Raw genomic sequence first — 19298 nt, forward strand, 5'->3', positions numbered from 1 at the left:
GGGAGGAGCGGACCGGGGTGCAGACTCAGACGCGTTCGATGACGGTGGCGATACCCATGCCACCGCCGATGCACAGCGTGATCAGGCCGTAGCGTCCGCCGGTACGTTCGAGTTCGTCGAGCACGGTGCCGACCAGCATGGCTCCGGTAGCGCCGAGTGGGTGGCCCATCGCGATGGCCCCGCCGTTGACGTTGGTCTTCTCGTGCGGGATCTTCAGATCCTTCATCCACTTCATGACCACGGAGGCAAAGGCCTCGTTGAGTTCGAAGACGTCGATGTCGTCCACGGTCAGTCCGGCCCGCTTCAGAGCGAGTTCGGTGGCGGAAGTAGGTCCGGTCAGCATGATCGTCGGTTCACTACCGGTTTGGGCGGTGGCCACGACGCGGCCGCGCGGCGTCAGGCCGCCGCGCTTACCCGCGGCTTCGCTGCCGACGAGTACCAGTGCGGCACCGTCGACGATGCCCGAAGAGTTACCGCCGGTGTGGATGTGGTTGATCTTTTCTATGTTGACGTACTTCTGCAGCGCAACCTCGTCGAAACCGGTTGTAGCCGCAAGTTTTTCGAACGCCGGTGTGAGCTTGCCCAGACTCTCGACGGTGCTTCCCGGACGGCGATGCTCGTCGTGATCGAGCAGGACGACCCCGTTGAAGTCCCGCACCGCAACCACGGATTTGGAGAAATAGCCTGCATTCCAAGCATTTTCCGCGCGCCCCTGTGACTGTGCGGCGTAACCGTCGATGTCCTCGCGGGTGAATCCTTCGACCGTGGCGATGAGGTCGGCGCCGATCCCCTGCGGGGCGATGTACAGGTCGTATGCGGTCGCCGGGTCGGTGAAGATGGCGCCGCCGTCGCTACCCATCGGGACACGCGACATCGACTCGACGCCGCCGGCGATCACCAGGTCGTCCCAGCCGGATGCAACTTTCTGCGCCGCCAGGTTTGTGGCCTCGAGACCTGACGCACAGAAGCGATTGACCTGCGTGCCTGGCACCGAATCCGGCAATCCCGCGAGCAGGGCCGCGGTGCGCGCGATGACTGCACCCTGCTCGCCCACCGGGGAGACGACGCCCAGTACTACGTCGTCGATTTCTGCGGGATCCATTGCGGTAAAACGGGTTCCGAGTTCCTGGATCAGCCCGACTACAAGGTCGACGGGCTTGACACTGTTCAATGAGCCTTTTCGCAGCTTGCCTCTCGGCGTGCGAATGGCCTCGTAGATAAATGCTTGTTCACTCACAGGGATTCCTTTTGGTCATGACGGCTCAGTTGTTTCGGCCGGACAAGAGTGAGGGTCGCCGGCCGCATTGGCGGCGCGCGCCTGCGATAGAGATCGCGGAGGAGTGCGAGAGCGCGGGAGAATTACGGCGTCCCCGGGTAGCGCGGCAAGGCTGCGCTGTACCCGAGGTCGGCCTGGATGGAGCTGGAATCAGGAGAAGGACAGTTCGGGGGTGCGGGCGATCAGTAGGCGCCGCACCTTGCCCTCGCTGTCGAGCTGCGCAGTGGCGTTGAACGAAGCCTCGAAATCGCCGCCTCGAGTGGTGCGCCCGAGTGACAACTCGACACCGTCGACGAATGCCCCGGCGTCGATGTGGTGGATCAGAACACTCTTCTCGCGTTGCGCCAGGTAGGCGACGAGACCGTCGCGATCGCCGACGAACTCGGCAGACTGACCATAACCCTTCGAGAACTGAACGGACATCACGAAGTCTTTGCTGATCATCGTCAGCACGCGGTCCGGATCGTCGGAATCCATGTACTCGAACCACTGGATGAGCACTGGCGTCTGGTTGGTCTCGCTCATCAGCGAACTCCTTCGGCGGACGAATCGGGGGGAATCAAACTGAACTCAGCGTCGAAGGTCACCTGATAGCGATCGACGAGACCGGCGGAATCGACGTGCATGACACCGACGAAATAGCCCGTGGTCTTGGTCCCGTTTTCAGTCACCGACCCATGCAGGAAATGCAGATCTCCTTCGGCTGCAACGCGCAGCACCTTGTGTTTGCGATCCACCGGAGGGCGACCCGACAGGTAGTCGAGCATTGACGCACGACCACTCCCGTAGTTCGCCCCGGTGGGCAAGACCATGGCGAACTCCACGTTCTCGGCCAACAAGGCCACAGCATCTTCGAGTCGACCGCTGTCCACGGTCGCGTAATAGGTTTCGATCACTGAGCTCATGAGATGAACTTAGTTCGGTTCACCCCTTCTTGTCGAGGCCTTGACGCGCTAGTCTCGATCCATAACCAAACTGAACTCAAGTCAAGTGGAGTGATATGAAATCGTCTACTTCCCAGGTAGAGCCCCCCTGGCCACTCTCCGAGCCCGCTGCTCTCAATCCTGGCCCCGAACAGTTGGAGCTTCGTGATGCGATTCGAGCGCTGCTCGGAAAACACGGCGGCGTAGAGCAGGCTCGGTCGGCTTCGCACACGGCCGAGGGATACTCGCCGGACCTCTGGCGGCAATTGATCGAGAATATGTCGGTCACTTCGCTCGCTGCGCCAGAAGATCGCGGCGGGCTGGGTTACGGCATGGTCGAACTCGGCATCATTCTCGAAGAGTGCGGTCGGAGTCTGGCCTGTGAGCCCGTGTTTTCCTCGGCGGTCCTGGGCGCCCAGGCACTATTGGCGGCCACGTATCCCGTTGACGAACTACTGGTCAACGTCCTCGAGGGATCCTCGGTGGCAAGCGTCAGTCCACTGACTGCCGCGACCGATCGACTCAGCGGTGTCGAAAGTGAATCCTCCTGGCTGCTCAGCGGTGAGGTCTCGGCCGTCGTAGGTGGTGCTGCTGCCGACATCGCCATCGTCTCCGCCGACACCGCCGCCGGACGGCAGATATTCGCAATTAAGACAGCCGGTCAGGTGCACTGGCGCGAGCGCGAAGTCGTCGACCCCACCCGCAGACAGGCCGACCTGACCGTAGCGGAAGTGCCGGCAGTTCCCGTGGTCGGTGCCGACGATTATGCCCGGGTCTGTACTCGGGTTCATGATTTACGGACGCTCGCAATCGCTTTCGAGAACACCGGAATCGTCGACGCCCTGCTCGAGATGACCGTCGAATACGTGAAAACCCGACACCAATTCGGGCGCCCGATCGGCTCGTTTCAAGCCGTCAAGCACCGACTGGCCGACGTACTCGTGCTGCTCGAGCGCGCTCGATCGGCAAGCAGATATGCCGCAGCCGTATACGACGAGGCCCCGGACACTGCCCGATTGGCGATCGCGGTGGCCGGCGCCGTCTGCACCGACGCGGCCATCGACGCCGCGGCCGAGGCCGTGCAATTGCATGGCGGCGTCGGCTTCACGTGGGAACACCCGGCACACTCCTATTTCCGCCGCGCATTGGGAAACGAAGCAGTACAGGGCGATTCGCGCACGCATCGCGCACGCATCGCAGAACTGATCGGTATTTGACTGTTCGGAAAATGCCACCGACGCCGGGTATTGACGCAACGTCACCCGATCTGCATACTGAAGTGAATCCAGTTCAATTTACATCCACACGAAAGGCTCATGATGATCGAGACCGACCACATCCTGTTGGAGAAAGACGGAGACATCGCACGGGTTTGGCTCAACCGCCCGCACAAGAAGAACGCGGTCACCGTTGAACTGCTGCACCGCCTCGACGAGATCATTGTCGAGGTCGACAACGATCCGAACCTCAAGGTTCTGGTGCTACGTGGCGTCAACAACACGTTCTGCTCAGGTTTCGACCTGGACGAGCTGCTCTCCGACTTCATCGGCAGCACCACAGCGATGGACGTCGCCGTGCTTTCGGCCAAGGTCTGCGACCGTCTCTACTCGATGAACACACCCTCGATCGCAGTCCTCGAAGGCTACGTCACCGCAGGTGGTTTCGAACTGATGATCTCGTGCGACTTCGCGATCGCATCGGATGACGCCAAGATCGGCGACTTCCACATCCGTCGCGCACTCTTCGGTGGCGCCGGCCCGATCTACCGCCTTCCTCGCATGATCGGGGTTCGCAAGACCAAGGAGCTCATGCTCACCGGCAAGCTGCTCTCGGGCACCGAGGCCGCTGCATTCGACCTGATCAATGCTTCGGCACCGGCCGATCAGCTCGATCAGACCGTGGCAGACTTCGCCGCGACTCTGACCGACAAGAGCCCGTTCATGATGAAGCTCACCAAGATGTGCATCGACAAGGGCCTCGACGCCGACATCCAGTCGCTCATGGTCATGGAGCACTTGGCCGTCGGCAACGCACTGCAGTCGGAAGACGGCAAGGAAGGCGTCACCGCATTCCTCGAGAAGCGTGATCCGGTGTGGGTCGGCCGCTGATCTGATTCACCCCGAGACCTGAAGGGATAGGCATGGCAGAGAAGACAGCAATCGTGCTCGAAGGCAGCCGGTGCACGGTGTGCGCCACGGTGGCCTTTCCGGCCGGCGTCATGTGCAGCAAGTGCGCAACGCCAACGGCAGCACCTCTCGATTTGAGTACCCGAGGTGTGCTGTGGGCGTATACGATTCAACGTTTTCCTCCGAAATCGCCGCCGTATGTACCGCCCGCCGGAGGGTTCACTCCTTTCGCGGTCGGTTACATCGAACTCCCTGAAGGAATCAAGGTCGAGGCAATCATCGACTGTGAAGACTTCGACGGACTGGATCAGGCACCGGTGACGTTGGTCGCCACCTCACCGGTGCCCCGGTTCGCCGTCGATCGTGACGCGAAGCAAGGAGCAACCAAGTGACGCAGCCTATTTCGATCGTCGGAGCCGGGCTCTCGAAGTTCGGCCGGCAACCGGGAGTGAGTGGGCGTGCCATGGCCGTCACCGCGATCGGTGCTGCGCTCGATGATGCCGGACTTTCATGGCCCGACGTCCAGGTCGCCTTCGGCGGCAGTGACGGATCCGGGCTGGCCGACACCTTGGTGGCCGAACTCGGTTTCACCGGAATACCTTTCACCAACGTCAAGAACGGTTGCGCAACCGGCGGTAGCGCACTCTTCTCGGCGGTCAATGCAGTTCGCTCGGGTGCAGCCGAGATCGCACTGGCGGTCGGCTTCGACAAGCACCCACGCGGGGCATTCGATCCCCGACCGGAAGAATGGGGCCTGCCGGACGGATACGGCGAGGCCGGTCTGATGGTCACCACACAATTCTTCGGAGCCAAGATCTCGCGCTATATGCGCCAGCACAACATCTCGGCCGACACCCTGGCCCGCGTGGCCGAGAAGGCTTACCGAAACGGCGTTCTCAATCCGAACGCCTGGCGCCGGGAGGCGATGTCTGCCGAGACCATCGCGACAGCCGACATGGTCAACGACCCGCTCACCCGTTACATGTTCTGCTCACCCGGAGAAGGCGCCGCCGCGATCGTGGTTGCCAGCGAGAGCGCAACCAAAGCGCTCGCCGCGCGAGCGGTCACACTTCGGGCAATCACCCATCGCACCCGAAGGTTCGGCTCCTTCGAGGTTTTCAGCCCGGCCGTGCAAGGTAACGGTGAACCGACCAGTGTCAGTGCGGACGCCGCGCGGGCAGCCTTCGAGCAGGCAGGCATCTCCCCCGGCGAAGTCGACGTGGCTCAGCTGCAGGACACCGAGAGCGGTGCCGAAATTATGCACATGGCCGAGTGCGGCTTCTGTGAACCCGGCGAACAGGAATCGATGATTGCGGCCGGCGAGACAGAGATTGGCGGCCGCATTCCGATCAACACCGACGGTGGATGCATCGCCAACGGTGAGCCGATCGGTGCGTCGGGCCTGCGGCAGGTGCACGAGATAGTCACCCAACTTCGTGGTGAGGCGGGTGCCCGTCAGGTTCCCGGTACTCCCCGGATCGGGTTCACCCACGTATACGGCGCACCGGGCATCAGTGCCTGCACCGTATTGTCCGTATGAGTTTGCGAAGACGACTGAGGGCAGATCAGTGACACCACAAACGATTCCAGGTCTCGACGCGTTCACCGAGGAAGCCATCGCCTGGTTGCGTGGCGTCGCCGCACCTCGCACCGAATCGGTGTGGGGCGTTGGTTCGGATTCGGTGGCGGTATTCGAGAATTGGACCGCCGAGCAAGAGCGCGAGCACACCGACGAAATCTCGCGCTACGAACAGGCGAAGTTCGATGCCGGCTGGGGAGCACTGAGTTGGCCGCCCGAACGCGGCGGTCGCAGCCTGCCGCTGTCATACGTGTTAGCTTTCCGCCGGGCTGAGGAATCGTTCGACGTGCCGCGGCGGACCGAGATGTTCTCGGTTACACAGCAATTGATCGCGCCGACCATCGAGCAGTGGGGCACCGACGAGCAGAAGGAACGCTACGTGCGCGCGATGCTTCGCACGGACATCATTGCCTGCCAACTGTTCTCCGAGACCGAGGCCGGATCGGACCTGGCTGCCGTCCGCACCAAGGCGGTGCGCAGCGAAGCCGGCACGTGGACTCTCGACGGGCACAAGGTATGGACCTCCGGCGCGCTGGTGGCGGACTACGGAGTTGCGGTGTGCCGTACCGACGCCACCGTCGCGAAACATGCCGGGCTCACCATGTTCCTCGTCCCGATGAACGCACCTGGCGTGACCATACGCCCGATCCGGCAGATGACCGGCGGCAGCTCGTTCAACGAGGTGTACCTCGACGGCGTCGAACTCGAAGACACGTATCGACTCGGTCCGGTCGGCAAGGGTTGGCAGGTTGCTCTTACCGTGCTGGCGGCCGAACGTCTGGACGGCGGAAATCTCGGTCTGGCCAACGCAGATCAGGCAATTGCACTCGCACAGAACCTCGAACGCGAGCTGACCGAGATCGAGAAGGACAAGGTGGCCGACCTGGTCGCCAGGAGCTATCTACAGCGCGTGAGCAATATGCGGGTGGCCGGGGCCATGCTTGCCGGCAACGAGCCGGGTCCTGAAGCCTCACTCGGAAAGTTGTTGGCTACCGACACCATGGCCAGAACGTCTGAAGTTGCCCGTTTGCTGCTCGGCCGTGAACTTACCGCCGATTCCGGTCGATGGGGAACGTTCGCGTGGTCCGAACACGCACTCGGCGCCCCCGGATACCGAATTGCGGGCGGTACCGACGAGATTCAGCACAACATCATCTCCGAGCGCGTGCTCGGTCTACCAAGGGAGCCGCGACCGTGACCAGTTCGTCTCTGCAAGAACGGGTCGCCGCCAAACTACTGGCGGACTGCGGCGCGACGTTAACCGACTTCCAGCCGCTACTCGGTGGACACTCCGGACTGACGTACCGCGCCACCACCTCGACCGGTGACGTGGTGATCAAGGCGGTGCCGGAAGGCCAGCGATCCATCGGCAGGCACGACATGCTGCGACAGGCGCATATTCTGCAGGCGCTGGCCGGCACCGAAGTTCCGGTGCCGCGCGTAGTTGTCGTCGACGAGATCGAGCCCGCGTGGTTTGCCATGGAATTTGTTGCAGGCGAGTCACTCGAGCCCGTGCTCGACGACCCGGCCGTCGATCCGGTGCTCGCTGCCAATCGAATGCGTCGTGCCGCTGCAGTCCTACCGCGACTGCATGAGGTGGACCTGGCCACCATTGCAGGGCTCGCAGATCCCCTGACACCGGCAGACGAGCTCGAGCGCTGGGCCAAGACGCTGGGCGCAGTGCCACCGGAATTGGTTGTCGGCGCCGATCGTCTGTTGGAACTGTTGCGCTCCGACATTCCCGAACCTATCGAACCCACACTGGTGCACGGTGATTACCGTCTCGGCAACATCATCTCCGACGGACTGGAGCCAGTTGCACTCATCGACTGGGAAATCTGGTCTGCCGGAGATCCACGAGTCGAATTGGGCTGGTTTCTGGTATTCGCCGACGGTTCGAACTTCCCCGGTGTCGGTCGGGAAGTCACCGGACTGCCGAGCGCCGAAGAGTTGGTCGCGCTGTACACCGGAGCGGGTCCCGCACTCCCCGAACTCAACTGGTTCGACGCACTCGGCCGGTTGAAGATGGCGGCGATCATGGGCCACAACCTGCGTCGGCACCGCGAGGGTCGCCATCATGATCCGGACCAGGAGAAGCTGCCCGACACCATCAACCGGTTGATCGAGACCGGTACCGCTCTCCTGCGTCCCTAGATCTTCTAGGCCGCTGGTCTTTTGCGTCGCTGATAATCACCTAAGGAGACCTACCGTGGATTTCGCCTATTCCCCGCGGACCGAGGAACTGCTCGGCAAGCTCGAATCTTTCATGGCCGATTACGTCTATCCGGCGGAATCGGTGTACGACGCCCAGGTCGCTGCCAACGACAACCCGCACGAACAGCCCCAGATCATGCGCGATCTGCAGGCGAAGGCACGCGAATTGGGTCTGTGGAATCTGTTCATGACGCACGACGGACTCGGTGCCGGGCTCACCAATCTCGAATACGCTCCGCTGGCTGAGATCGTCGGCCGCTCCATCATCGGTAACGAGACGATCAACTGCTCGGCTCCCGATACCGGAAACATGGAGATCCTCGCCATGTTCGGCACCGACGAACAGAAGGCGCAGTGGTTGAAGCCGTTGCTGGACTGCAGTATTCGTTCGGCTTTTGCGATGACCGAACCGGCCGTGGCAAGTTCGGATGCGACAAACATTCGATCGACTATCCAACGTGACGGTGACGAATACGTGCTCAACGGCCGTAAGTGGTACACCTCCGGCATCCTCGATCCTGACTGCAAGCTCATGATCTTCATGGGCAAGTCGGATCCCGAAGGCCCGACCTACCGACAGCAGAGCATGATCCTGGTACCGGCCGACGCGCCCGGCGTTGAGGTCATTCGGGACCTGCCGATGTTCGGCTTCCAAGACCGACTCGGCCACGGCGAAGTTCAATTCACCGATGTTCGGGTACCGGCTGCAAACATGCTCGGCGCCGAGGGCGACGGATTCGCCATCGCACAGGGACGCCTGGGCCCCGGCCGGATGCACTACGCGATGCGCGCAGTCGGTATGGCAGAACGGGCACTGGACATGATGTGTAAGCGCGCGCTCGAAAGGGAAGCGTTCGGAGGCCCCCTTGCCGACCGCGGCGTAGTGCGTGAATGGATTGCCCGCAGCCGCATCGAGATCGACCAAATCAGGTTGCTCGTACTCAAGTCGGCTTGGTTGATGGATACCCAGGGCAACGCGTCTGCGCGCTCGGAAGTGGCCGCCATCAAGGTGGCAGCAATGGAAGTTGCGCACAAGGTTGTCGACCGCGCGGTGCAGACCTACGGCGCCGCCGGAGTCAGCAACGACACGATCCTGGCTCGGCTGTATGCGATTACCCGCGCCCTGCAGATTGCAGACGGACCCAGCGAGGTTCATCTGCGCACCATTGCCCGCCTCGAGGTGAAGAAGCACAAATGAGTACACCAGAATTGACCGGTAAGGTCGCGCTCGTGACCGGCGCGAGCCGCGGTTTGGGACTGGCCATCGCGCGCGGACTCCGGGACGCGGGCGCGACCGTGATCGTGTCCAGCCGAAAGCTCGAGTCCTGCCGCGAAGCGGTGGCGTCGCTCGGTGACACCGGCCCGGGAACCGCTCACCCGTTCGCCCTGCACGTCGGGCACTGGGACAGTATCGAGCCCGCGGTCGACCAGATCATTGCCGAATTCGGCAGCCTCGACATCGTGGTCAACAATGCCGGCATCGCACCGCTGGCCGACAACTTGCTCTCCGCCTCGGAAGGGCTGTGGGACAAAACTATCGAGGTCAACGTCAAGGGACCCTTCCGGCTGATGGCAGTCGCGGGAGACCGGATGCGGGCGGCCGGCGGCGGCTCGATCATCAACATCTCCAGTATCGGTGCGGAGCGCCCGAGCCCACCGGAAGCGATGTACGCCGCGGCCAAGAACGGCCTCAATGCGCTCACCCGGGCGTTTGCTCAGGAGTATGCACCGACGGTGCGGGTGAACTGTGTGATGCCAGGCGGTTTCGCTACCGACATGGCCGAGAACTGGGACGACGAGTTCATCGGAAAGATCGTGGACCGTCTGCCTGCCGGGCGACTGGGCCGGCCTGAGGAGATCGCCGGTCTGGTGACGCACCTGGCCTCGGATGCGGCCGGCTACACGACCGGCGCGCTCATCCCGGTCGACGGCGGCCGAACCGCCGTGTATTGACGCTGCGATGTCCTGATATCGCAGTAAAGCCATGACAGACAACGGATTCGAAGGTGGACAGATGCTGACCGAGATGTTCGGACTGGCCGGACGGGTAGCGATCGTGACGGGTGCGTCGTCTGGTCTCGGAATGGGATTTGCGCGCACACTGGCCAGTGCCGGGGCCACGGTGTACGCCGCGGCCCGCCGGCTCGACCGCCTACAGGACTTGGCAGCCGAGGTACCGGGAATTGTTCCGGTTCGTTGCGACATCACCGACGACGCTGATCGGCGCGCCCTGATCGACAGGTGTTACGAACAGTCCGGACGGCTGGACGTACTCGTCAACAATGCCGGCATGCCGGGACCGCCGAACGCCGAGGACGAAACCATCGCGGGATTCAATTCGGTACTCGAGCTCAATCTGGTATCCGGATTTCACCTGGCGACCTACGCCTCGACCCGACTTCCGGAGAACGAACGCGCGTCGTACATCAACATCTCCTCGGTGATCGGGCTGGTGTCCACGGCCCCGATCGGTGGCGCGAGCTATGCGGCCTCCAAGGCCGGAGCACTCGGCTTGACCCGGGAATTGGCCGGTCAGTGGGGACGCAGGGGGATCCGCGTGAACTCCGTCGTGCCTGGGTGGTTCGATACGGAGATGACCGACGGACTGTTCAGCAATGACAAATCGGCGGGGTGGGTGCGTAAGAACACCATGCTCGGCCGCGGCGGGGTCGAAGGTGAGATAAACGGCGCAGTGCTGTTCCTGGCCTCGGATGCCTCCTCGTACATGACCGGCCAGGCGCTGGTTGTCGACGGTGGTTGGACGGCGCGCTGATGTTGGCAGTCCAGCTGACGGCGTGGGGTCAGCCTCCGCAGGTGCGTGAGATCCCCGTACCCGAGCCCGCTGAGGGGCAACTGTTGATCAAAGTCGGCGCCGCTGGTCTGTGCCGCTCGGATCTGCACGTCATGGATTCGCCCGCCGGACGTTTCGATTACCCGTTGCCGCTCACACTCGGCCATGAGGTTGCCGGTACCGTCGTCGGTGCGGGACCGCTGGCCGATCACGCGTGGATCGGTGAAAATGTTGTCATTCATGGTGTTTGGCCATGTGGCCGGTGCCGCAATTGCCGGCGCGAGCGCGAGAACTACTGCTTGGAGAAAGTCCCGCGTGGGGACGGCCGACTCAGCCCGATCGGAAACGGGTTGGGCCATCCGGGCGGGCTGGCAGAATACCTGCTGGTGCCCTCGGAAGCTGTTCTCGTTCGCGTCGGTTCGCTGAGCCCCCAGCAGGCCGCTCCGCTCGCCGACGCCGGCCTGACCGCATATCATGCGATCCGGACCAACAGCGACGTCATCGACTCGGACACTGTGGCTTTGGTGATAGGAATCGGCGGTCTCGGCCATCTGGCGGTGCAGATCCTGCGCTCTTTCGGCGTCACAGACATCATCGCCGTCGAGACAAGAACCCAGACACACGCTCTCGCGCTCGAATCGGGAGCACACGCGTGTTTTGCGACGCTCGCGGAAGCGACAGAGGCTGTGGCGAGCCTCGGCGGTGCCGACGTGGTCTTCGACTTTGTCGGGGCTCAGGCGACGGTCGAACCCGCTCCGGCGCTTCTCGCTCCCGGCGGCCGAGTTGTCGTCGTGGGAAGTGCGGGCGGGCAACTGACCGTCGGCAAAAGCCTTGGTTTGGTCAACGGCTGGCAAGTTCGGGCGCCGTTCTGGGGCACCATCGAGGACCTGCGTCAGGTGGTCGAACTCGCCAGTGCAGGAAAGCTGCATGCCGAGGTGACCACGTTCACGTTCGACAGCGCACTGGAGGCATACGATCGCCTGCGTTCAGGCGATCTGTCCGGCCGCGCCGTACTGGTTCCCACAGCCCCTTCATCGCTGTAAACATCCAACACACAATCGAACTCGAAGACGGAAGAGGGACGCCGCAGTGAAGTTGCTGGCACAGGAGATGCTCGCCCGGGCGGAAGGCAATCCGGCCGAGATTGCGGTGATCGACGAGTTAGGTTCTCACACAATCGGTTCGATCGTGGAGGCGGCTCGCTTGCTGGCCGATACCATCGCTTCGCTCGACGGCGGGGCACCGACTGCGCTCATTCAGGCCGACAATACGTGGCAGACGGTGGCTACCGCCCTCGCGATCGGACTTCGCGGCGGCGTAGTGGCGGTCTTCAGTCCACACGCCACCGAATCCGAGTTCGAGATGGCGATCGACGACATCGACCCGGATCTCGTGGTGGCCGATGCCGACGCACTGACCCGCTGGGGCATCAAGGACGACCAGTTTGCCGGTTCGGTAGCCGCTTTCGGAACGCGAGTGCTCCGGTCTCGGCAGGGGGATTTCGCCTCGGTTGAGCGCTGGCGCGGCGGCACCGCGATCGCGATGACCTCCGGTTCGACCGGTCGCCCGAAGTGTGTCGTCCAGTCCGAGGAGGCAATCCGCTACGCGTGCCGGAGCACCATCGATACTGTCGGATTGCAACAGGGTGAGGCGGTCGGCGCTTTTGTGCCGCTGTCGTCCGTCGCAGCTTTCTGTTTCGGGATGTATCTGCCTGCTTACCTTGGCGGACAGATGGTTTCGATCGCCAAGTGGTCGCCTGCGGTAGCACTGGAGGCAATGGCGAAGCACCGGGTCGCCTGGACGATGCTGGTACCGACCATGGCCCTGCAGCTCTCGGTTACCGAAAGGGCTGACGGTAAGCTCTCGGCGATGCGCGCCCTGACGGTTGGTGGCGGTCCGATGAACGAGCGCACACTCGGGAACGCCGAAACCGTCCTGGGTACCACCTTTCTTCGAGTATTCGGCATGTCCGAATGCCTGGGCCACACGACCCCACGTCTGGACGATCCGCCGGCCGTCCGACTGGGGCGGGACGGACGTCCGTTCCCCGGCACCGTCGTTCGAGCGGTCGACACCGCCGGGGCGCTGCTCACCGCAGGCGAGATCGGTGACGCCCAGGTGAAGGGACCGTCACTGTTCGTCGGTTATGCGCGCGGCGGTGCTCCGGTACTGCCCGAGCTCACCGCGGACGGCTTCCTGCCGACGGGCGATCTGGTCGAAGTCGGTGAAGACGGATCGATCTGCGTCATGGGACGCCAGAAACAAATCATCATCCGCGGCGGCCGCAATATCGACATCAACGAAATGGAATCTGCGATCGCGTCGTTGCCCGCAGTGGTTCAGGTTTGCGTGGTGCCGGTGCCGGACGACCTTCTGGGCGAACGGGCGGCGGCCCTCGTCGTCACGGGTGGTGCGCCGCTGACGCTGGCGGAGGCGACTACTCAACTCGGCGAAAAAGGCTTCCCGAAGTTCAAGTGGCCTGAGTACCTCTTCTCCGTCGATGACCTTCCACAAAATCGTGTAGGAAAGTTGTCGCGGCTCGATGCGGTGCGGATCGCGTCCGGTTTGGCCACGCAAACTGATCCGAATTCACCTCAAGCCGGGTAAGGTTTGACGAACTAACAGTTTTCGTACCATAGAGGACCTTCATGACTACAGATGCCCAGGCGCGCCGCGAAGGCCCGCGGTCGAAGCGGACGCTCATCCTTTCTGTCGCCGTCGATCAATTCGGCAAGGTTGGATACGAGCACACCAAATGGGCGTCGATAGCGGACGAGGTCGGTATCGGCCAGACTGCGCTCTATCACTATTTCGAGTCCAAGGCACACTGCTTGCTCACTATCATGCGGCTGGAGCTTGCCGACTCGCTCGAGCGGTTCGTCGACGCTACCGAGGGTGTATCTCCGCCGGAGGAAGCGTTGCGTACCGCCGTGATGGCCTCGCTCGCAGCCTCGCCGCGCGACGCGCTGCAGCGTCGGATCCTGCAAAATCATATGGATCTCCTGGCCACTGAGCGCCAGTCCGCGAACGAAGAAGCCGAGCGTCTCAAGTCACGCGAACTCGTCCAAGAAATTGAGCAGCAGTGGACGGATCTGATCGCGAGCGGAATCAAGGAAGGCGTCTTCGCCGATTCCGATCCTCGCTTGATGGGCCGACTCGTCTTGGCCCTCGTGATCAGTGTTTGGCGTTGGTACCGGCCGGACGGCAAACTCAGCCTGACCGAGATCGCCGAGCGAGTCACCGATGCGGCTCTGCGGATGGTGCGCGCGTAGGTCGCTCCGAGCGCGGTGAGTAGCCGTTCGGCCTGCCCATCGAAACCAAAGTGAATTCAATTAGGAGTTGACATGTACAATCTCGTTCTCGTCGCATCCCGGCCCGCCGACTGGACCCATGAGCAGTTCATCACATGGTGGCGCGGCGAACACGCGGACGTCACCTATCCCCTTCCCGGTCTGCTGCGATGGCAGCACACCGAATTGCTCGAAGCCTTCGGCAGCAAGTCGGAGGGGTGGGATGGCTTGTCCGTCTTGAGTTTCGAATCGCGGGAGGCACTCGAAGCCGCGCTGGCGAGTCCACAATGGCAGGCCGCCGTTGATCACGTCGGCACCATGGGTGGCCGCCGGATGATGTGGTACGGCGACGAAAAGACCATGGTGCCACTCGTCGACAGCGGAGAATGACCGATTCTTGGGATCGGCCCGGTTGCTATCGCGTCGCCGACGGTGTTTTCCGGATCCCATTGCAGATGCCGCAGGACGGCCTGCGTGCAATCAACGTCTACGCGCTCGAGACCACGCGCGGACTGGCGCTGGTCGACGGCGGTTGGCATCGGAACAGCACGCACGCCGAGCTGTCCGACGCCCTGGCGCTGATCGGTCGTAGCCCGGCGGAGATTCACGACATCTATGTCACGCATGTCCACCGTGACCACTACACGTTTGCCGTTGAGCTGCGTCGACGGCATGGTTCGCGAATCCACCTCGGCGCAGCAGAATCTCCCGGGATTGCCGCAATCGCCAAGCTGGGCAACAATGTTCCGGAGAGCTCAATCCTTCAGCTGCACCGATCCGGCGCGGTGACAATCGCCGAGCAGGTCTATCGGGACTCGGTCGACGAACCGTTCGAGCCCTCGGACTGGGAGGCTCCCGATCACTGGCTCTCCCCCGGCGCCCTCGATATTCCGGGCCATCGTTTCTCCGCGGTACACACTCCCGGACACACCAAGGGGCACATGGTTTTTCATGACCTCGACCGCGGCATTTCTTTCACCGGAGACCACGTACTGCCGACGATCACGCCGTCGATCGGATTCGAGCTCGGCGACTGGGAACTGCCACTCGGAGCATACCTCCGCTCGCTGGAGATGATGCTCGACGACCGGGACCGCATCATGATGCCGGCGCACGGCGACACAGGTGCCAGTCTGCACGCGCGGTGCCGGGAGTTGTTGGCGCACCACGATTATCGGCTAGATCAGACCGCTTCTGCGGTAGTCGAACTGCGCGAGGCCTCAGGTCTGCAAGTGGCGCAGGTGCTGACCTGGACCCGGCGCGAACGCGGCTTCGATTCTCTCGATACGTTCAACCAGATGGTAGCCACGTGCGAGACGCTTGCCCACCTCGACGTGCTCGTCGACCGTGGGCAGTTGTCCGTGCAGAACAAGAACGGGGTGGATCTCTTCAGTTCGAACTGAAGAGATCCACCCCGTTTGTCGCAGGTCTCAGGCGCAGGTCCAACCGCCGTCGACATAAAGCTCGGTGCCGGTGATGAACGTCGAGTCGTCGCCCGCCAGGAAAGCAACGGCGGCAGCAACTTCTGAGCCCGTGCCGAGTCGGCCCATCGGCGTATTCGCAATCATTGCCTGATGCCGCTCACTACCCTCGTAGCGCTGCAGCAGTTGCTGGGTCTCGATAAATCCAGGATGCACCGAATTCACGCGCACACCTTTTGTAGCCCAATGCAATGCGGCGTTCTTTGTCATCGTGCGGACCGCACCCTTGGCGGCCGCGTAGGCGAAGCTGTTACCCAGTCCGCCGACCGTGCCGAGGATCGAGCAGATGTTGACGACCGAACCGCCACCGGTGCTTTCGATGTAGGCCCCGGCATACTTCATGCCGAGCCAGGTTCCCGTCTGACTGACCTCGATGACTTTGTTGTACCGATCGAGGTCTTCGTCGACAACGGAAGCCAGACTACCGATTGCACCGTTGTTCACCACGGCGTCGAGTCGCGAATACCGCTCGGCGACGGCCTCGATGACGCTCTGCCATTGCTCTTCTCGAGCGATGTCGAGAGCGAGCGCCTGATGTCCATCGGGCTGATCCTGCTTCGCGACCAGTTCGGCGCACGCGTCACCACTGATGTCGGTGACGATCACCGCAGCACCTTCGGCCACGAGTCGGCCGACGATATCGACGCCGATACCGCCTGTGGCTCCGGTTACCAGTACTACCTTCTCGTGCAAACGCGTATTGCCTACCGACATCGTTTCAGCTTCTCTTTCTGTCACAGCTTGCTCAGGACGTTACGACCGCCGACAAGCATGGCGATGGCGACGCCGATCGTGGTCACTGCGGTCATCAGCAGCGCCATGGCGGCCACCATCGGATACGAACCGTTCTGCCACATGTCGAACAGCAGCGTTCCCATAACCTGAGTGGTGGAAGCGCGCACCAGCAGCGAGGCGGCGAACTCGTGCGTCAGGAGAATGAACATCAACGCGACGGCACTGAGAATCGTCGGACGCATGAGCGGCAACATGATTCGCAGCGTCGTAACGAAGGGGGATGCACCGCTGGTGGCCGAAGCCTCGTTGTATGTGTTTCCGAGCGCGAGCATAGCTGTCATCTGCATCCGTGTGGCGAACGGCAACATCAGAACGATGTAGACCAGGATGATGACCGTGCGGGTGCCGTACAGGATGAGCGGCGGTTCAGTGTACGTCAGCAGGAAGCCGACGCCGAAGATCACCGCGGGGATGCCGAGGGGCAGGGCGGTCATCAGATCGGCCAGCAAGGCCAGGATCTTGAAGCGGCGCCCGCGGACCAGGAGGTTGGCCAGCGCGTACCCGATCGGAATACAGATGATCACCGCACCCAGTGAGGTAAGTACGCTGGTAACAACAGATTCGGTGATCGCATTGGTCGACCACAGTTCCCGGAAGTTATCCAGGGTCAGTAGACCCCACGACAGCGATCCGGACCAGTACGGCGTCAGCGAGACGATGATCAGCCCAATCAGCGGAATGACCAGTGCGAACATCGAGAAGATCACCACGGTGGCCGTCGCCCAGGTGGCCCGCCCGGTGGACGAGGCAAAAGCCTTCCCTCCGTGCGTGACAAACCGAGTTTGGTTGCCCAACAGGACCTTCTGAACCAGGACGAGCACCAAACCGAAGATCACCAGTGGTGAACCGGCCGCTGCTGCGGCTGCGAAATCCGAAGGAGACTCGGACACCCGGCGGTACATTTCCGTGGTCAGGACCTTGACCCCCGAATTCTGTCCGAGCAGCAGCGGACCCGTGAACTGCCCCAAACCGAGCAGCAGCGCAATTCCGCCGCCGTAGATCAGCGAAGGCCGCAGCAACGGCAGAACAATCTTGAAGAAGATTCCGACCGTCGACGATCCGCTCACCTGAGCGGCTTCGAGATGTTCCGAACTGATGTTCTGCATGCCGGAGCTGACGAACAGGTAGACGAACGACGTGAGGCCGAATCCTGTGAGAATTACGATCCACGGAACGGTGTACACGTCGATGGGTCCGGTGTCGGATCCACTCCACCACGGAAGCTTTCGCAAAATCACGTTGAAGTAACCGGGACCGGGCGACAGCAGGAAGGCCCAGCCGACGATGTTCGCGACAGCAGGCATGACGATCGGGAGAATGGGGACGATGCGAAGCCAACCCAGCTTCTCCGGGAGTCGACTGGCCGCGAAGGCGAGTACGGTACCCAGGACCATCGCAATCACGAGCGAACCGAATGCCAGGGCGATCGTCGTCCAGATGGCCTCGGCAACGTCGTACCGTCCGTACTGAGTACGGTAACCCGCGGCACCGTCCTCGAACGCAAGCACCTGAAGCCGAATCATCGGCAGCACTACGAGATACGCAAGAACCGCGATCAGAATCGCGTAGCCGATGCGCGCCTGCCACTGCCGTGAAATCGAGAACGACTTGACGGATCCGCCGGCCGTGGCGGTTGCGGTTGCGGTTGCGGTGGCCATCAGGATCGATCTCCTGCACCCTGCGCGACCAACTCGGGAATCACCGCTTCGGCTCCGTCTGGATGCGTGTACACCCTCAGGCTCGAGGGCGAGAAACTGATCACCATCGGCATTCCGGGCGCACTGCTGCGCAGCGTGGCGCTGTGCTTAGCGGCACCGGCGCGCAACGACAGTTCCTCGCTACCGGTCTTGACCAAAACGTCGAAGTGTCGTCCGGCGTACTCGTACGTCACCAGTTCGGCGTGCAGTGCAACGTTTCCGGCCGGCACCTCGTCCATCGATGAGTGCATCTGCACGTCGTCCGGGCGGAACCGTGCCACTGCGGCGTTGCCTTCATCGGCCCGATCGCGTACGACGGCGTTGCTGAGATCGATGACGTCGTTGGCGCTGGTGATCCAACCATCATGGCCGCGACGCAGTTCCAGCCGATTACCCATGCCGATGAATGCGGCGACGTACTCGGACACCGGATTCTCGAACACGTGTTCCGGCGCGTCGTACTGTTCGATCTTGCCGGACTTCATGATTGCGATCCGATCGGCAAGAGCGAAAGCCTCGGCCTGATCGTGCGTGACGAAAACGGCGGTGAAACCGAGGCTTTGATGCAGCTGATGGATCTGGGAGCGTACCTGGTCTCGAAGGCGTGCGTCCAAGTTGCTCAGGGGTTCGTCGAACAAGACCAGATCCGGTTGCGCAACGAGGCCACGGGCCACAGCAACTCGCTGTTGCTGCCCACCACTGAGCTGCGACGGGTACCGATCGAGCAGCGCGCCGCAATCGACCATCTCGGCAGCCTTCTCCACCGCACCGTCGGCGATGGCCTGTCTGAGCTTGCGGACCTTGAGCGGGTATCGGATGTTGTCCCGGACCGTCATGTGCGGCCAGAGCGCATACGACTGGAACACCATGCCGATGTTCCGCTTGTGTGCGGGGACATCGGTTTTGGTGGAGGCGTCGAATACCTGCCTTCCGCCGAACGAGATCGAGCCGCCCTGAGGGGTTTCCAATCCTGCCAGGCACCGCAGCGTCGTGGTCTTGCCGCAACCACTCGGACCGAGCAGGACAAGGAACTCGCCCTGCTCGATTTCGAGATCGAGTTGATCGACCACCACGTTCGATCCGTAGGTCTTCGTGAGACCTGTAACTGCGAATTGTGATGCCATCT

General features: G+C 62.4%; 20 protein-coding genes. 14 read left to right on the forward strand and 6 right to left on the reverse strand.

Features of this window, described 5'->3' with window-relative positions:
- Positions 1 to 25: 25 nt before the first annotated feature.
- From C7T36_RS06825 to C7T36_RS06835, 3 genes are all read right to left on the reverse strand, one after another.
- Positions 26 to 1237, reverse strand: a complete 1212-nt coding sequence (locus C7T36_RS06825) for an acetyl-CoA C-acetyltransferase (RefSeq protein WP_045064286.1) — start codon at positions 1235 to 1237, stop codon at positions 26 to 28.
- 189 nt (positions 1238 to 1426) lie between these two features.
- Positions 1427 to 1801 carry a hypothetical protein gene (locus C7T36_RS06830; protein WP_045064288.1) on the reverse strand — a complete coding sequence of 125 codons (375 nt, stop codon included), beginning with the start codon at positions 1799 to 1801 and terminating at the stop codon, positions 1427 to 1429.
- Positions 1801 to 2181: a nuclear transport factor 2 family protein gene (locus C7T36_RS06835; RefSeq protein ID WP_045064290.1), complete on the reverse strand. Its 381-nt coding sequence runs from the start codon at positions 2179 to 2181 to the stop codon at positions 1801 to 1803. The genes C7T36_RS06830 and C7T36_RS06835 overlap by 1 nt, the downstream gene beginning before the upstream one ends.
- A 95-nt stretch (positions 2182 to 2276) precedes the next feature.
- Between C7T36_RS06835 and C7T36_RS06840 the strand changes: the two genes are divergently transcribed.
- The 14 genes from C7T36_RS06840 to C7T36_RS06905 all read left to right on the forward strand — a co-directional run bounded on the left by C7T36_RS06840 (position 2277) and on the right by C7T36_RS06905 (position 15602).
- A complete protein-coding gene (locus tag C7T36_RS06840; protein ID WP_045064293.1) occupies positions 2277 to 3416 on the forward strand; it encodes an acyl-CoA dehydrogenase family protein in 1140 nt (379 codons plus the stop codon).
- Between the two features lie 102 nt (positions 3417 to 3518).
- Entirely contained in the window at positions 3519 to 4307 is a 789-nt protein-coding gene (locus C7T36_RS06845) for an enoyl-CoA hydratase/isomerase family protein (protein ID WP_031331690.1), read from the forward strand.
- Positions 4308 to 4339: 32 nt separating this feature from the next.
- A complete protein-coding gene (locus C7T36_RS06850; RefSeq protein WP_045064295.1) occupies positions 4340 to 4717 on the forward strand; it encodes a Zn-ribbon domain-containing OB-fold protein in 378 nt (125 codons plus the stop codon).
- Positions 4714 to 5865, forward strand: a complete 1152-nt coding sequence (locus C7T36_RS06855) for a thiolase family protein (RefSeq protein ID WP_045064296.1) — start codon at positions 4714 to 4716, stop codon at positions 5863 to 5865. The genes C7T36_RS06850 and C7T36_RS06855 overlap by 4 nt, the downstream gene beginning before the upstream one ends.
- Positions 5866 to 5908: 43 nt before the next feature.
- Entirely contained in the window at positions 5909 to 7102 is a 1194-nt protein-coding gene (locus tag C7T36_RS06860; RefSeq protein ID WP_031331688.1) for an acyl-CoA dehydrogenase family protein, read from the forward strand.
- Positions 7099 to 8058 (forward strand): phosphotransferase family protein, encoded by a 960-nt coding sequence (locus C7T36_RS06865; protein WP_045064298.1) that lies wholly within the window; start codon positions 7099 to 7101, stop codon positions 8056 to 8058. The genes C7T36_RS06860 and C7T36_RS06865 overlap by 4 nt, the downstream gene beginning before the upstream one ends.
- 55 nt (positions 8059 to 8113) lie before the next feature.
- A complete protein-coding gene (locus C7T36_RS06870) occupies positions 8114 to 9316 on the forward strand; it encodes an acyl-CoA dehydrogenase family protein (protein WP_021333772.1) in 1203 nt (400 codons plus the stop codon).
- A complete protein-coding gene (locus C7T36_RS06875) occupies positions 9313 to 10071 on the forward strand; it encodes an SDR family NAD(P)-dependent oxidoreductase (protein WP_045064304.1) in 759 nt (252 codons plus the stop codon). Before C7T36_RS06870 ends, C7T36_RS06875 begins: the two co-directional genes overlap by 4 nt.
- 31 nt (positions 10072 to 10102) lie before the next feature.
- Positions 10103 to 10891: an SDR family NAD(P)-dependent oxidoreductase gene (locus C7T36_RS06880; RefSeq protein WP_082845685.1), complete on the forward strand. Its 789-nt coding sequence runs from the start codon at positions 10103 to 10105 to the stop codon at positions 10889 to 10891.
- Positions 10891 to 11952 (forward strand): NAD(P)-dependent alcohol dehydrogenase, encoded by a 1062-nt coding sequence (locus C7T36_RS06885; RefSeq protein WP_045066632.1) that lies wholly within the window; start codon positions 10891 to 10893, stop codon positions 11950 to 11952. Before C7T36_RS06880 ends, C7T36_RS06885 begins: the two co-directional genes overlap by 1 nt.
- Positions 11953 to 12019: 67 nt before the next feature.
- Positions 12020 to 13516, forward strand: a complete 1497-nt coding sequence (locus C7T36_RS06890) for a class I adenylate-forming enzyme family protein (RefSeq protein ID WP_045066633.1) — start codon at positions 12020 to 12022, stop codon at positions 13514 to 13516.
- Positions 13517 to 13557: 41 nt separating this feature from the next.
- Positions 13558 to 14181 carry a TetR/AcrR family transcriptional regulator gene (locus C7T36_RS06895; protein ID WP_045064306.1) on the forward strand — a complete coding sequence of 208 codons (624 nt, stop codon included), beginning with the start codon at positions 13558 to 13560 and terminating at the stop codon, positions 14179 to 14181.
- Between the two features lie 72 nt (positions 14182 to 14253).
- Complete coding sequence (locus tag C7T36_RS06900) at positions 14254 to 14589, forward strand: EthD family reductase (RefSeq protein ID WP_045064307.1); 336 nt, start codon at positions 14254 to 14256, stop codon at positions 14587 to 14589.
- Positions 14586 to 15602, forward strand: a complete 1017-nt coding sequence (locus tag C7T36_RS06905; RefSeq protein ID WP_045064308.1) for an MBL fold metallo-hydrolase — start codon at positions 14586 to 14588, stop codon at positions 15600 to 15602. The genes C7T36_RS06900 and C7T36_RS06905 overlap by 4 nt, the downstream gene beginning before the upstream one ends.
- 27 nt (positions 15603 to 15629) lie before the next feature.
- On the opposite strand, the gene C7T36_RS06910 is transcribed toward C7T36_RS06905, so the two are convergent.
- From C7T36_RS06910 to C7T36_RS06920, 3 genes are read right to left on the reverse strand one after another with little or no spacing between them, the layout of a single operon-like run.
- The gene (locus C7T36_RS06910) at positions 15630 to 16394 is read right to left on the reverse strand and encodes an SDR family NAD(P)-dependent oxidoreductase (RefSeq protein ID WP_045064309.1); all 765 of its coding nucleotides are present in this window, start codon (positions 16392 to 16394) and stop codon (positions 15630 to 15632) included.
- Between the two features lie 20 nt (positions 16395 to 16414).
- Positions 16415 to 18133: an iron ABC transporter permease gene (locus tag C7T36_RS06915; RefSeq protein ID WP_045064311.1), complete on the reverse strand. Its 1719-nt coding sequence runs from the start codon at positions 18131 to 18133 to the stop codon at positions 16415 to 16417.
- Entirely contained in the window at positions 18133 to 19296 is a 1164-nt protein-coding gene (locus C7T36_RS06920) for an ABC transporter ATP-binding protein (RefSeq protein WP_045064313.1), read from the reverse strand. Before C7T36_RS06920 ends, C7T36_RS06915 begins: the two co-directional genes overlap by 1 nt.
- Positions 19297 to 19298: the final 2 nt, after the last annotated feature.

The organism is Rhodococcus sp. AD45-ID (assembly GCF_003023755.1).
GTDB classification, from domain to species: domain Bacteria; phylum Actinomycetota; class Actinomycetes; order Mycobacteriales; family Mycobacteriaceae; genus Rhodococcus_F; species Rhodococcus_F globerula.

What these genes read in the sequence shown, in the direction of transcription:
- C7T36_RS06840 (WP_045064293.1), top strand. Translation starts at nt 2,277, where the DNA reads ATGAAATCGTCTACTTCCCAGGTAGAGCCCCCCTGGCCACTCTCCGAG.
- C7T36_RS06850 (WP_045064295.1), top strand. Translation starts at nt 4,340, where the DNA reads ATGGCAGAGAAGACAGCAATCGTGCTCGAAGGCAGCCGGTGCACGGTG.
- C7T36_RS06895 (WP_045064306.1), top strand. Translation starts at nt 13,558, where the DNA reads ATGACTACAGATGCCCAGGCGCGCCGCGAAGGCCCGCGGTCGAAGCGG.
- C7T36_RS06900 (WP_045064307.1), top strand. Translation starts at nt 14,254, where the DNA reads ATGTACAATCTCGTTCTCGTCGCATCCCGGCCCGCCGACTGGACCCAT.
- C7T36_RS06845 (WP_031331690.1), top strand. Translation starts at nt 3,519, where the DNA reads ATGATCGAGACCGACCACATCCTGTTGGAGAAAGACGGAGACATCGCA.
- C7T36_RS06830 (WP_045064288.1), bottom strand. Translation starts at nt 1,801, where the DNA reads ATGAGCGAGACCAACCAGACGCCAGTGCTCATCCAGTGGTTCGAGTAC.
- C7T36_RS06880 (WP_082845685.1), top strand. Translation starts at nt 10,103, where the DNA reads ATGACAGACAACGGATTCGAAGGTGGACAGATGCTGACCGAGATGTTC.
- C7T36_RS06875 (WP_045064304.1), top strand. Translation starts at nt 9,313, where the DNA reads ATGAGTACACCAGAATTGACCGGTAAGGTCGCGCTCGTGACCGGCGCG.
- C7T36_RS06890 (WP_045066633.1), top strand. Translation starts at nt 12,020, where the DNA reads ATGCTCGCCCGGGCGGAAGGCAATCCGGCCGAGATTGCGGTGATCGAC.
- C7T36_RS06915 (WP_045064311.1), bottom strand. Translation starts at nt 18,133, where the DNA reads ATGGCCACCGCAACCGCAACCGCAACCGCCACGGCCGGCGGATCCGTC.
- C7T36_RS06910 (WP_045064309.1), bottom strand. Translation starts at nt 16,394, where the DNA reads ATGTCGGTAGGCAATACGCGTTTGCACGAGAAGGTAGTACTGGTAACC.
- C7T36_RS06885 (WP_045066632.1), top strand. Translation starts at nt 10,891, where the DNA reads ATGTTGGCAGTCCAGCTGACGGCGTGGGGTCAGCCTCCGCAGGTGCGT.
- C7T36_RS06905 (WP_045064308.1), top strand. Translation starts at nt 14,586, where the DNA reads ATGACCGATTCTTGGGATCGGCCCGGTTGCTATCGCGTCGCCGACGGT.
- C7T36_RS06920 (WP_045064313.1), bottom strand. Translation starts at nt 19,296, where the DNA reads ATGGCATCACAATTCGCAGTTACAGGTCTCACGAAGACCTACGGATCG.
- C7T36_RS06835 (WP_045064290.1), bottom strand. Translation starts at nt 2,181, where the DNA reads ATGAGCTCAGTGATCGAAACCTATTACGCGACCGTGGACAGCGGTCGA.